Raw genomic sequence first — 12,500 nt, 5'->3', positions numbered from 1 at the left:
TTTTATTTGAATTACACATCATACACTATAGCTTACTACGCTTTCGCGAAAGCGTACACACAACCAACCACATTACAATGAAACTATTTTACCTTTTTATCGCTCTATTTATTACTGTAAGCAGTTTTGCACAGACTACAACCGATGATGACCACTATCAATACGAAGTCGAAATAGGAACAGATAATGATTTTTTAGTCATTGCTGCAGAGTCTGACAGATATTACACGTACGGTATCAATAGCACTTTTAGATGGCGCAATGAAAAACCTATTTTTCTAGATAAATGGTTTTCAAAAAAGATAGGCTACTTTCAAAGTGTAGGCCTTAATATAGAAGCCTACACACCAGATTATGAAAGAGAAGACACAGAAACAGACAGACCTTATGCAGGCTGGAGCTATGCAGAATTTGCTGTCACCTATGGATTTAAAAAATCCTTTTTAAGCTTTGGTGTCGATTTAGGGATTTTAGGACCAGACTCACAAGCTGGTGCTTTACAAAACTGGTTTCACGAGCACGTATCTGGAGACCCAGTTTTAGACTGGAGTAATCAGATAGAAAATCAATTTGGGTTTAACATTAGAGGTGTGTATGCTCATACATTATTTGCAAAGAAAAATTTTGATGTATATGGTGTGGCAGATGTGTCTTTAGGTAACATTTTTGCCTATGTAAATCCAGGTGTCAATTTTAGATTCGGAAAGTTTAATCCGTTGTCTCAAACCGCTGCTTTTCAAAATTCATTACTGGCAAACAAATCAAATAGAGAGTTTTATATGGATGCTGGTATTGCACTTAAATTCTCGGGATTTAACGCCACCATACAAGGCGATAAGATAGAAGACCTCAACTTTCTAGATAGTGAGTTTATAAACAATCTGTTTTTAAACGGTCACGTGGGCGGTTACTATTCATCTAATCGATGGACTGTAGGCGTACGCTATATGTATTCTAGCGGAGAACTGAGCGACAACGATAGCCAGCAGTACACGATGCTTACTGGCCTATATAGATTTAATTAAATTTTAAAATAATCAAAATGAAAAAATCAAACAACATAATTATTGTAGCACTTATATGTGCAACACTCGTGCTTTCTGCATTTACCAATTCAGAAAGAACAGATGACTCACCAATAGTCGAAATAAATAATAACGACATATTGTACAAAACGAAAGAGGTAAAAGGATTAAATATCTTTTACCGAGAAGCTGGCAACCCAAAAAATCCTGCTCTCATCTTATTGCACGGTTTTCCCACATCGTCACACCAGTATAGAAAAGTACTGGACGAACTTTCAGATGAATACTATCTAATTGCACCAGACTATCCTGGTTTTGGAGAAAGTGATTATCCTGACCCTGATACCTTTGATTATACATTTGACAACATTGCCAATGTGATGGATGAATTTGTGCAAAGCTTCAACTTAAATTCTTATGGCTTAATGATGCAAGATTATGGTGCGCCCATTGGTTATCGCATAGCGACAAAACATCCTAACAAAGTAAGCTCACTTATTGTACAAAATGGGAATATCTATGAAGAGGGTCTTGGTGCGGCCTGGGGAGATGTAAAAAAGTTGTGGGCAAATTATACACCAGAAAATAAAAAACCACTTTATGGCGCATTTACCTTAGAAGGAATGAAATGGCAATACACGCACGGTACTCGAAATCCTGAAAAAATCAATCCAGATAATTGGGTTATGGATTATTATAGAATGACACGTCCTAAAATTCAGGATATGAACATAGACCTATTTTATGACTATAGAAAAAATGTAGCACTATATCCAGAATGGCAAAAATTCATCAGAGAGTATCAACCACCGATTCTTATCGTTTGGGGTAAAGGCGATTTGTTCTTTCCAGAGTCTGGTGCCGAAGCATACAAAAAGGATGCTAAAAACATAGATTATAATATTTACGACACAGGACATTTTGCACTTGAAGAAGAAGGTGATGCCATTATCGCAAAAATGAAATCATTTTTAGGAAAGTTGCACAGCACCAAGATGGGATATAAAGATTCCACTAAAGAAAGCATCCAACTTTTAAGAAATGCTACACTCGTTGTAAACTTTGGCGGAAAGAAGATTCTCATAGACCCAATGTTTGCCGATAAGGGTGAGTTTCCCGCTTTTGATGGCGCAGGGAACAATTACAGAAATCCAATGGTAGAACTTCCTGTAAATGCTTCTGAGTTAAAAAATATTGTAAATAGCATAGATGCCGTTTTTGTAACCCATACCCATTTGGACCATTGGGACACAAAGGCTCAAAATATGATTCCTAAAAACACACCAATTTTTGTACAACCTTCAGATAAAGCCAAAATTGAAAAACAAGGATTCACTAACGTTACTGCCATAGAAGACCATACAACTTGGGGCGGAATGACCATTCACATAACAGGTGGACAACACGGTTTTGGTAAAGTGGGCAAAATGATGGGAGATGTTTCTGGTTTTGTTTTCGCGAAAGCAGATAAAAAACTATACATCGCAGGTGATACGCGTTGGGCCACCGAAGTAGAACAAGCATTAGCCAAACACTCACCAGACGTCATTGTACTAAATGCAGGAGGTGCTCAATTTATTGAAGGAAACAAAAAAGGTGATGCCATTACAATGACACCTGCAGATATCATTGAAGTGCAAAAAAAAGCACCTAATGCAGATATACTAGCTGTACATATGAACACCCTAAATCACTGTTTCGTAAAACGTAAGGACCTAAAGAAGAACCTTTCAGATAAAGGCATAGATGAATTAGTAGAAATACCTGAAGATGGTGATGTATTTACCATTGAAACTTATTAAACGACATAAACAAACAGAAAATTCTATAAAACTTTAAAACACTTAAGCAAGTAGATTTTTCATTTTGATGGTTGGAAGGGTTCGTTTCACTAAAAGAGCGAGCCCTTTTTTAACTCATATAACAAGCTTATAATGCAACGCACCAAAGGATTTATTTTTACTGGAATATTTTTCTTGAGTTATTTCTGTCAAGCACAACTGGCTGACCTCGCTCGATTAGATTACACCATTTTACCAGCAACAGATTCTGATTTTGAGTTTAATAGAACGAGAGCATCTTTTAACTACCCTATAAAGCTAAATGACAAGCAAGCCTATCTATTCCTTGGGCTGGATTACAGCAACATCAATATCACGTTTGGCGATAATGAAGTACCTTTTGACAAAGAAGAGCTTAACGGCTTTCAGCTTATTGATTTAAACATAGGCTATACGTTTAAGATTAACAAAAAATGGCGATTTGGTGCGCGATTTACGCCTGGTGTGAGTTCAAATTTAAGAGCGAGTGACTTAGATACCGATGATGTGGTGTTTTCTGGTGATGTCGTTTTTATAAATGATAAAAAGAATGACCCATCTGCGCGAAAACCTAATAGATTAATTTTAGGCGTTTCCTATTCTCAAAACAGGGGTTTTCCGTTCCCGCTTCCATTTATAAGTTATTATAGAAAGTTTACAGAGAAATTCTCATATAATCTTGGTGTTCCTAAATCTAATTTTCAATATCACATTTCAGATGCGCATCGCTTAAAATTATATGCACAACTCGATGGATTTACCTCTAATATCCAACAAGGCACTTTAATAACTGGTGAGCAACCTGAACGATTTAATATGTCGCTCATCTTGTCTGGTCTTCAATATGAATTTCACTTTAAAGAACATTTTGAATTCTATTTGAGGAGTGCATATATATTGGATAGAAGTGTTCAACTGCTAGACAGTGGGAACAATGAGATTTTTGAAATAGACAATAGCAATGGTTTCTCGTTGAGGACTGGGTTGCGGATTAAGATTTAAAGTATGTCTGATAATGAGAACAATAGTATCTTGTGCTTATAATATATTTTAAATCTTGATAATATGGAAATCGAAATTTTAACCACAGATGGCACTATCGAAGGAATTGATACTGTGGATAATTTAGAAAACATCAATTCAAAAGTATCGATTAGTGATTTTTTAGATGCTGCCAATATAACATTAGAATATGATATAAGGCATTTGTTTCACAAAGATAGTAGAGCAATAACAGATGATGACCGAGAACTTGTGGCTACCAAAATAAAAGAATCGAAGTCATCTAAAATTTTAATAACACACGGGACTTTCACTATGGAAGCTACCGCTAAATACTTGGGAAGACGCGACCTAAATAAAACAATCGTTCTCGTTGGGTCTTTTACATTGGGTTCATCCATAAACACAGATGCACCTTTTAATCTAGGGTTTGCCATTTGCGCCTTAGAGTTTCTGGAAAATGGTGTATATGTCGCAATTAACGGTCAATTATTGGATTGGAATAATGTGACCAAAAATTTGGAAACCAACAAATTTGAGCAGAGCGATGATTAATATTAATGTTTGGAACAGCAATACATTGGACAACTTTCTTCTATCTATTATTGGATACGATTATCGTTGCAATCACATTTTATTATTCAAACACAAAACCGTGTAGTACCCTTAATCGTTTTCTTAATTTAGGTGTATTGTTCATTCTCTATAATACGAGCGGTGGTTTTTTGCCCTCTGAGCATTTTCCAGGACCTATAATCATACAGTATGTCATTACCTATAGTATCACCATCGCACTTTGCGTTTATATGGTGTACTACCTATATAAAGAATATGATATAGAGGTTTTGGAATATAATTCATCGATAAAGAACCTTTCTATCTTGGCAGGCGGTGGCTTTGCTGTACTGTTCCTTTTGCCCTATTTCTTGACAGACTCCCTCAACTCGGCCCGGTTGATATTTACAATACCCATATCTGTGGTTGCCATCATTTTCTTGGTGATATTCTATAGACGTATTTCCAACCCGCCCAACCCCACTCCATTCATCCTGCGTAGAAACAAACTTGCCATTGTGAGTATAGTAAGTATCGCTCTGTTACCTATCAGTACGCTAGTGGGCGATTATCAATGGATAACCTTTACCGTGATAAACATTGGGTTTTACGCCATTACCACCATTGAGGTTGAACGCTATCTTTACATTATAGAAAATCGTGCGAGAATGTACGAGATTTTTGCACTTCAGAACAAAACCAACGGATATGAAGAATATAAAAAAATTTACGAAAAATTGACCCGGCGGGAAATTGAAATCACTACTTTTATACTTGATGGATTGACCTACAAAAACATTGGTAAAAAACTGTTTATCACAGAAAGAACTGTCTCGAAGCACGCATCCAATATCTTCAAAAAAACAGGTGTAAAAAGTAAAAAAGAGTTTTTATCACAATTTTCTCAGAAAAAGAAAGGTTGATGCCTAATTGGCTCAATACACAGTGTAACACGTACAAAATTACGTGCTGGCACGTAGTAATTTACGTTCTTTATAAATAAGAAAAATGGTTATTCGCCATATTTTAATGGCATAATTATAAGAATAAATCAGTTAAGCAATATTATGAGGAAATCCTAAATTGACCGGCAGGCAAGGGTGTTGGTTCATCGTTGCATCATCCATAGCTGGTCCCAATCCAAGCCGAGCTATGAACGTCCATACCATCTCTACCCATTTTCTCAATGCACTCAAGCGAATACAGTCTGAGGATACCAGTTTGGTGCAACGTGCCATTAAAGCTATAAGAGCGAGCCGTGCCAGCTTGGCAAAATTGCGCAATGAAGTCATCACAAAGGGTTTTGCAAACATTGATGAAGAAGTATTGTTTTTCAAGGTCACCAAACAGTTGCCCCTCGTGCAACTTATTTATTATTCGGAAATCCAAAATTTTCAATGTAGCTTCAATGAGAATTCCCTTTCGTTGAGGCGGGACGGTATCAAAAAACAGTTCTGTAAATACGATGATTTCTTTCTAAGAAATCTGGACTTCGGGCAATACATAGAGCTAGGCTCTACCCATTTTGATGAGTTCTATTTTACCCGCAAACTGCTTGATAAAATGCCCAATACCTCTTCGCCCTATTATCTTCAAGATACCGAGTTCAATACGCCCAAGGATTTTTTACTCGCACAATTTACGGCCTATGGTCTAATGGTATCTTTTTTACGAAAGAAACAAAAGCAACTGGATATGGAATCCGATAGTTTGAAACTAAAGGGAAACTTTGACCTAAAATGCACCTCGTCCAAAATTGATATTGTAGAACTCATCTATGCGCTTCACGCCTCAAAAGCCGTTTTAGGTGATATAAAAGAATTGGTGAGAGCATTTGAAATCATCTTCAATATTGACCTTGGCGATTTCTACAGAACCTTTGTGGATATCCGAAACAGAAGCAATGACCCGTCCAAGTTTTTGGACATCTTGAAAACGTCTTTGCTACAGCGCATTTCCGAACTGGACAATTAGCCATTACTAGTCATAATCCATATCCCAAGACAACCCAACTTGGGGTCATCGCAATTGTGCATAGAAGCACATTGCAATCCATCCCAAAACGTACCGAAAGCCTTTAAAACAGGCATTTTCCTCAAAAGTTAAAGTTAAACCCAAGTTGGGTCATCTTGTGAACAAAACCCATTAATCCCCTTCAATTTTGTAGAACGAAAGTTAATTCAGGTCAAGGGCTATCAAATGCGTTGACAGAGATGCGATAGCCCTTCTCTTAAAAATTGTTCCACTATGCCCACCAGTATTATTACCACAGAAGACTTAATGGAATTTAAGCTCGAGTTGCTCGACGACATCAAAAAACTTCTGACACAACGCGCTTCGGGTAATATGAAAAAGTACATCAAGTCGTCCGAACTGATGGAACTGCTTCAGATAAGTCCTGGCACCTTACAGAACCTTCGCGTCAATGGCACGTTACCCTATACCAAGGTAGGCGGTATCATATTCTATGATTGGGATGAGATTCAAAAAGTGATGGATGCAAACCGGGTACACCATAAATATGATTGATAATGTATGAACTACATCAAACATCTCAATGCGGTCTTTCAGCAATTCTCTATGGATTCTCGCTTGAACCCAACCCACGTCAGCCTGTATGTAGCCCTTTTTCAATACTGGAACATCAACCGCTTTCGCGAAAGCTTTTTCATCAATCGGCAAGAAGTGATGGCAATGGCCAAGATAGGTTCAAAAGAGACCTATCACCGTTGCCTGAAATGCCTTCACGACTGGAAATACATTCACTATATGCCGTCCCATAATCCATATAAAGGCAGTCAAATCAAGATGCTCAAATTCGGTACAAGTGATGGTACAACCAATGACAAGAGTTATGGGACAAGTACTGAAATAAGTGGTGAACAAGTTGCGGGACAAGCATTGGTACCTAATACAAACAGTAAAAAACAAATAGAAAACAGCAATAAACCTAAGCTGCCCAAAGATGAAAATGAAGTGTTGGAATTTTTTAAAAAGAAAATATGGCCAACGGTTGAAGCACGGAAATTTTACAACCACTACACGTCCATTGGATGGAAGGTCGGTGGTAAAATAAAAATCGTCGATTGGCAAGCCTCGGCAGAAAACTGGATGCTCAAGGCCGCCGAAATAGAAAAAGAGCAAACCAAAAAACAACTGTCCCAAAATCAGGACAACCTTAAAACCACAAAACAAAAGGACTATGGACAACCCCTCTAAAATTATTGAAGGTGGCGTCGAGTTTTCATTGGGAACCTTCGACGGTAAAAACGTATGTTACGATTTTGACAAAATCCTGATTTACCTCAATGCCAAGGGGAAATTGCTATTCGGGAAACATTTCAAGATTTATGATGAAGACTCAGAAACCATCCGAAAACTCTGCCAATACTTCATCAAGGACAAGGAAAACTGCCAAAAGGATAACATCGACCCGGAAAAGGGAATGCTGCTCTCGGGTCCTGTGGGCTGTGGCAAGACCAGCCTTATGAAACTGATGAAATACCTCGTGCCATTGCAACGCCCTTACATTGTCGCACCGTGCAGAAACATTGTATTCGGTTTCAATCATTTGGGCTATAAAATCATCGAAGATTATGGTGATAGCAGCCCTATTTGTTTTGATGATTTGGGTGTCGAACCCATTGGCCGACACTACGGCAAGGATTGCAATGTGATGGGTGAGGTATTGCTCTCTCGATACGAACTGTACCTAAAGACCAAATCAAAAATAAAGACCTACGGCACCACCAATCTGAATGCCGAAGAACTGGAAGAACGCTATGGCGCAAGGGTACGCAGCAGAATGCGCGAATTGTTCAACCTGATAGCATTTGACAAGAACACCAATGATAAAAGAAAATAAGCCCATATGGGCATTTAAATATTTCATTATGAAAATAGCAACGTACAACATCCAGAACCTGTTCCATCGAGACAGAAGCCTTAATGACAAATCCTACGGTAAATGTGTGACCGATTGGATAAACGAACTTGATGACCTGATGCGAGGAAACAACAGAACCACCAACCATAAAGAACGCATACAAGAGCTTGTATTTCTGCTGGGTTTTGACAAAACCCTTCAGGCACCCTATGCCGTTTTGAGACGAAAAGCAGGGTTTCTTTTCCTAAAGGGAAAGGAATATTCCAAAGAATTATGTGCCAACGAAATGACCGACTGGAACGGATGGATTACCCTACAAACCACACCCATTGATTCTGTTGCCATTAAGAATAAAGCCCGAGTCATTACCGATGTAAATCCGGATATCCTGTTATTGCAGGAAATTGAAGACAGAGCCTCTTTGGAAGAATTCAATGCGCAACTACTATCCGAATTTGATGGCGAGCCCTTTCAAGAAATTGCCGTGGTTCAAGGAAGTGATAAGCGTGGTCAAGAAATGGGACTGTTATTGAAAAATGGTCACCGTATCAAATCCATTAGTACGCATCAATTTGACATCGATAACAGCCAAAATCCTAAAAAAGAATTCTTTCAATATGAAATAGAGACCAACACCAAGCAGACCATCATACTGTTGGCAGCGCAATTGCAAAAAGAGACTGACGATAAGAAACTAACGGATGCTTACCGCAAATTACAGGCAGAACAAATTGCCAATGTATACCAAAAACTTATAAAGGATGGATATAAAAGTATCATTATTGCCGGCACCCTAAATGCCGTATCGTATTGTGATTCCCTATCCCCATTGCTTCGTAAAACTGATTTGAAAGATGTTACCAAGCATCAAAAGTTCAACGTGGACTTTGATGAAGGCAGCGATGCCGATTACTTTAGATTGGGTGCATACCGTTTGGGCGTGAATATCAAACAGCGGGATTACCTTTTGCTTTCACCAGATTTATTTGCCCAGGCCAAACTATGTGGCCTTAACCGAAAAGGCATACTACCAAGAAAACGCCCTATCTGGAAGGTGTATCCTGATATGCACAGTAAAAGGCAGGCGGCGAGTGAGCATCCGTTGGTGTGGGTGGGATTGTAATTATATTAAACTTTGGCAGAAACAAGAACATTTGCCAAAGCATAAAAAGTAAATACTATCAGCATAGACGCAATTAGATTTTACTTTAATACCTGACTTGATAGCTTATGGGTGTAAGAAAAAACGTTTCCCTACATTAATTTCTTACTAAAAAATCTCAATAAGAGGCGATTTTTCACTATATTGGTTTGCCCTTTTTATTAATCCCCATCACATCACGGTTACCCTAATAACCCCTTTTTGTAGGGGTAAATTTTTATGATAGCTATATGAATAAACACTGTAAGAAAGGTTCGGAATGGCGTAAATGGGATTTGCACGTTCATACACCAGAATCAATATTAAACAATGAGTTTGGTGCAGATTGGGACGTGTATGTAAAGCAGCTTTTTACAAGGGCATTAACCAATAATATTGCAGCCATAGGTATAACTGACTATTTTACGATTGATGGTTATAAGAAACTTAAAACAGAATATTTAAATGATGCCAAACTAAAAGAGCTTCAGTTTAATGATGAGCAAATCAAAAAAATTCATCAGATATTAATTGTACCCAATATAGAGTTTAGGCTTGATAAACTGGTACAAGATAATCGGGTCAACTTTCACGTCATATTCTCTGATGAAGTACCCATAGCCGACATCGAAGAAAACTTTCTACATCGTTTGCACATTATTATTCAGGGAATTCCCCAAGAAGCTGGTGAGCGAAGAGCATTGACTAAAAATAATCTTACTTCTCTGGGTCAAACGTTGCAAGACCAGCACGAAAATTTTAGACAGCATCCAAGTATTCTTTATACCGGTATGATGAATGCCGTTATCTCTGACGATGAAATTTCAAAGGTACTTTCTGAACAACCATCTCTATTTAAAGGTAAGTTCCTAATCGCCACACCATCCGACGAAGATTTAAGTGATGTTGATTGGAATAACCAAGGGCACCTCACACGTAAAATCCTGATACAAAAGTCCGATTGCCTTTTTGCCTCCAATCCCAATACTGTAAAATGGGCATTGGGTAAATTTGGTGACACACCCCAAGAATATATAAATGAGTTTAAGTCACTAAAGCCCTGTATTTGGGGTAGCGACTCGCACACCTATGATGAGATGTTCGTAAAAAATGCGAACAGACTCTGTTGGATTAAAGCAGACCCGACTTTTGAAGGACTAAAGCAGATTATCTATGAGCCTGATGAGCGTGTACATATCGGCGAAATAAAACCCGATGAGAAAAAAGTTTATGAAGTTATTGATAGTGTCAAGTTTGCAGACCCTGTATTTACTTCAGAACCCATTCCGTGCAATCAAAACCTAACCGCTATAATTGGCGGCAAATCAACTGGCAAATCCATATTGCTCAGAAACACCGCAAAAACTGCGGATATTACGGAATATAATAAGCGTAACGCATCTGCAAAAATAGAAGACAAAAAACCTATTCAGGGCTTCCAAGTGATGTGGAAAGATGGCCAGATTTCTAATCTGGGTGCAGAAAATAATCCTGCAAGAAAGATAATATACATTCCGCAATCTTACCTAAACAGAGTTGTGGATGATGGTGAGGATACAGGTGACATTGATGAAATTATACAGGATGTACTTCTGCAAAAAGAAGAGTTTAAGGCGTGGTTCGATTCCTTGAACGATAGGGAAAAAGAAATTGACAGCAAGGTTGAACTTGCCATAAAAAACCTTTTCGAGAATATAGGCATTCTCATTGATAAAAATCGTCAAAAAAAGGAACTTGGCGATAAAGATGGCATTACCAAGCAGATTGAGAAACTCAAGGAAGAAATTAAGACTCTACAGGAAAAATCTAAAGTTAACAAAGAAGATTTAGATAAGTACAACGCTGTTAATACAGAAATCAAGAATAAAAGAGCGGCTATAGATACACTTACCAAAGATATATCCAAACTACAATCGCTCAAAGATATCAGTATTCTTGTAAATGAGAACCTAACTGAAAATATCCTAAACCAAACCTTAAAAGAGGATATTGAAAATCTGATAACCACCAAGATTAAAAACTACAAAGAAGACTGGTCATCCGAAATAGAAAACCGTGTAGTTGCACAACAAGGCCGTATACAAACATTGAATGCCGAAATAGAAGCCTTGGAAAGTTCCATCAAGGATTTAAGAGATGCGCTTAAAGACCAAAACGCGCTCAACGAGTTGATAAAACAACTCGAGAAGGAAGAAAAATTATTGCTAGAAATAGCAGAAATTCAAAAAGAGGCAGACAGCGCCAGAAAACTTTTAGAGAAAAATATCAAATCTCTTGCAGACTCTAATGTTGAATATTATTCACTCTACTTAGAAGCCAAAAACAATGTGAATCTTACTCAATTTGACGAAGACCTTTCATTTGATATCATCACCAAATTCAAAAAGGAAAACTTCCAAGAATCCTTCGTTCAAAAAAGTTTTGACGGGCGTGCAACGGCCAGTAGAGATTATGATTATTTGACTAAATATGAGTTTGAAAATCCTGAGGCACATAAAACCTTTTTAATTACCGAAACAAAAAAAATCATCACGAACAACATACCAAAGCGTAAGGGTATGACCAACAAAGAAGCTGTTACCTCTCTTTTTAAAAATTGGTTTATGCACGATTACAAGGTTACATTTCAGGGTGATGACATTTCGGATATGTCCCCAGGGAAAAAATCCTTCGTGCTTCTGCGGTTATTAATCGATTTAGACGACAGCAAATGCCCTATCCTTATCGACCAGCCCGAGGATGACCTTGACAACCGTTCCATTTATAACCAAGTGGTGAAATTTCTGAGAAAGCGAAAAAAGACAAGACAAATAATAATAGTCACTCACAATCCCAACTTGGTACTGGGCGCAGACGCAGAACTTATAGTAGTTGCCAATCAAGATGGTGAGGGCACCAAAAACAAGGCTCATAAGTTCGAGTACGTTTCCGGTTCCATAGAGTATTCCAAAGCCGAGGACAATGCGATTGCAGAGGTCCTGCACAAACGAGGCATACAGGAACACATCTGTGATATTCTTGAAGGTGGTCCTGAAGCATTTGATAAGCGCAAGAAGAAGTATAATTTTTAA

Annotated in this window: 11 protein-coding genes; all 11 read left to right on the top strand. The window is 38.0% G+C overall.

Annotation, left to right across the window (positions count from 1 at the left end; all coding sequences use genetic code 11):
* Positions 1-77 precede the first annotated feature (77 nt).
* The 11 genes from ACFOSX_RS05645 (at position 78) to ACFOSX_RS05595 (ending at position 12,500) form a co-directional block, all read left to right on the top strand.
* Positions 78-1,025: a lipid A-modifier LpxR family protein gene (locus ACFOSX_RS05645; RefSeq protein ID WP_386097873.1), complete on the top strand. Its 948-nt coding sequence runs from the start codon at positions 78-80 to the stop codon at positions 1,023-1,025.
* 17 nt (positions 1,026-1,042) lie between these two features.
* On the top strand, positions 1,043-2,827 hold the full coding sequence (locus tag ACFOSX_RS05640; protein WP_386097871.1) for an alpha/beta fold hydrolase: 1,785 nt from the start codon (positions 1,043-1,045) through the stop codon (positions 2,825-2,827).
* Between the two features lie 132 nt (positions 2,828-2,959).
* On the top strand, positions 2,960-3,847 hold the full coding sequence (locus ACFOSX_RS05635; protein WP_386097869.1) for a DUF6268 family outer membrane beta-barrel protein: 888 nt from the start codon (positions 2,960-2,962) through the stop codon (positions 3,845-3,847).
* Positions 3,848-3,910: 63 nt separating this feature from the next.
* Positions 3,911-4,402 carry an asparaginase domain-containing protein gene (locus ACFOSX_RS05630; protein WP_386097867.1) on the top strand — a complete coding sequence of 164 codons (492 nt, stop codon included), beginning with the start codon at positions 3,911-3,913 and terminating at the stop codon, positions 4,400-4,402.
* Positions 4,403-4,407: 5 nt separating this feature from the next.
* On the top strand, positions 4,408-5,325 hold the full coding sequence (locus ACFOSX_RS05625) for a helix-turn-helix domain-containing protein (protein WP_386097865.1): 918 nt from the start codon (positions 4,408-4,410) through the stop codon (positions 5,323-5,325).
* 229 nt (positions 5,326-5,554) lie between these two features.
* Positions 5,555-6,376: an RteC domain-containing protein gene (locus tag ACFOSX_RS05620; RefSeq protein WP_386097863.1), complete on the top strand. Its 822-nt coding sequence runs from the start codon at positions 5,555-5,557 to the stop codon at positions 6,374-6,376.
* Between the two features lie 273 nt (positions 6,377-6,649).
* Complete coding sequence (locus ACFOSX_RS05615) at positions 6,650-6,931, top strand: helix-turn-helix domain-containing protein (protein ID WP_386097861.1); 282 nt, start codon at positions 6,650-6,652, stop codon at positions 6,929-6,931.
* 6 nt (positions 6,932-6,937) lie between these two features.
* The gene (locus ACFOSX_RS05610) at positions 6,938-7,621 is read left to right on the top strand and encodes a hypothetical protein (RefSeq protein WP_386097859.1); all 684 of its coding nucleotides are present in this window, start codon (positions 6,938-6,940) and stop codon (positions 7,619-7,621) included.
* The gene (locus tag ACFOSX_RS05605) at positions 7,605-8,267 is read left to right on the top strand and encodes an ATPase (protein WP_386097857.1); all 663 of its coding nucleotides are present in this window, start codon (positions 7,605-7,607) and stop codon (positions 8,265-8,267) included. The genes ACFOSX_RS05610 and ACFOSX_RS05605 overlap by 17 nt, the downstream gene beginning before the upstream one ends.
* Before the next feature lie 28 nt (positions 8,268-8,295).
* Entirely contained in the window at positions 8,296-9,411 is a 1,116-nt protein-coding gene (locus tag ACFOSX_RS05600; protein ID WP_386097855.1) for a hypothetical protein, read from the top strand.
* 269 nt (positions 9,412-9,680) lie between these two features.
* Entirely contained in the window at positions 9,681-12,500 is a 2,820-nt protein-coding gene (locus ACFOSX_RS05595) for a TrlF family AAA-like ATPase (RefSeq protein ID WP_386097853.1), read from the top strand.

This window comes from Winogradskyella maritima, assembly GCF_042650215.1.
Taxonomy (GTDB): domain Bacteria; phylum Bacteroidota; class Bacteroidia; order Flavobacteriales; family Flavobacteriaceae; genus Winogradskyella; species Winogradskyella maritima.
The sequence above is the reverse complement of the archived record's forward strand: the minus strand, read 5'-3'. Positions and strand labels throughout refer to the sequence as shown.

Excerpts from the sequence above, each read along its gene's own strand:
- ACFOSX_RS05645 (WP_386097873.1), top strand. The coding sequence starts at position 78 with ATGAAACTATTTTACCTTTTTATCGCTCTATTTATTACTGTAAGCAGT.
- ACFOSX_RS05640 (WP_386097871.1), top strand. The coding sequence starts at position 1,043 with ATGAAAAAATCAAACAACATAATTATTGTAGCACTTATATGTGCAACA.
- ACFOSX_RS05635 (WP_386097869.1), top strand. The coding sequence starts at position 2,960 with ATGCAACGCACCAAAGGATTTATTTTTACTGGAATATTTTTCTTGAGT.
- ACFOSX_RS05630 (WP_386097867.1), top strand. The coding sequence starts at position 3,911 with ATGGAAATCGAAATTTTAACCACAGATGGCACTATCGAAGGAATTGAT.
- ACFOSX_RS05625 (WP_386097865.1), top strand. The coding sequence starts at position 4,408 with ATGTTTGGAACAGCAATACATTGGACAACTTTCTTCTATCTATTATTG.
- ACFOSX_RS05620 (WP_386097863.1), top strand. The coding sequence starts at position 5,555 with ATGAACGTCCATACCATCTCTACCCATTTTCTCAATGCACTCAAGCGA.
- ACFOSX_RS05615 (WP_386097861.1), top strand. The coding sequence starts at position 6,650 with ATGCCCACCAGTATTATTACCACAGAAGACTTAATGGAATTTAAGCTC.
- ACFOSX_RS05610 (WP_386097859.1), top strand. The coding sequence starts at position 6,938 with ATGAACTACATCAAACATCTCAATGCGGTCTTTCAGCAATTCTCTATG.
- ACFOSX_RS05605 (WP_386097857.1), top strand. The coding sequence starts at position 7,605 with ATGGACAACCCCTCTAAAATTATTGAAGGTGGCGTCGAGTTTTCATTG.
- ACFOSX_RS05600 (WP_386097855.1), top strand. The coding sequence starts at position 8,296 with ATGAAAATAGCAACGTACAACATCCAGAACCTGTTCCATCGAGACAGA.
- ACFOSX_RS05595 (WP_386097853.1), top strand. The coding sequence starts at position 9,681 with ATGAATAAACACTGTAAGAAAGGTTCGGAATGGCGTAAATGGGATTTG.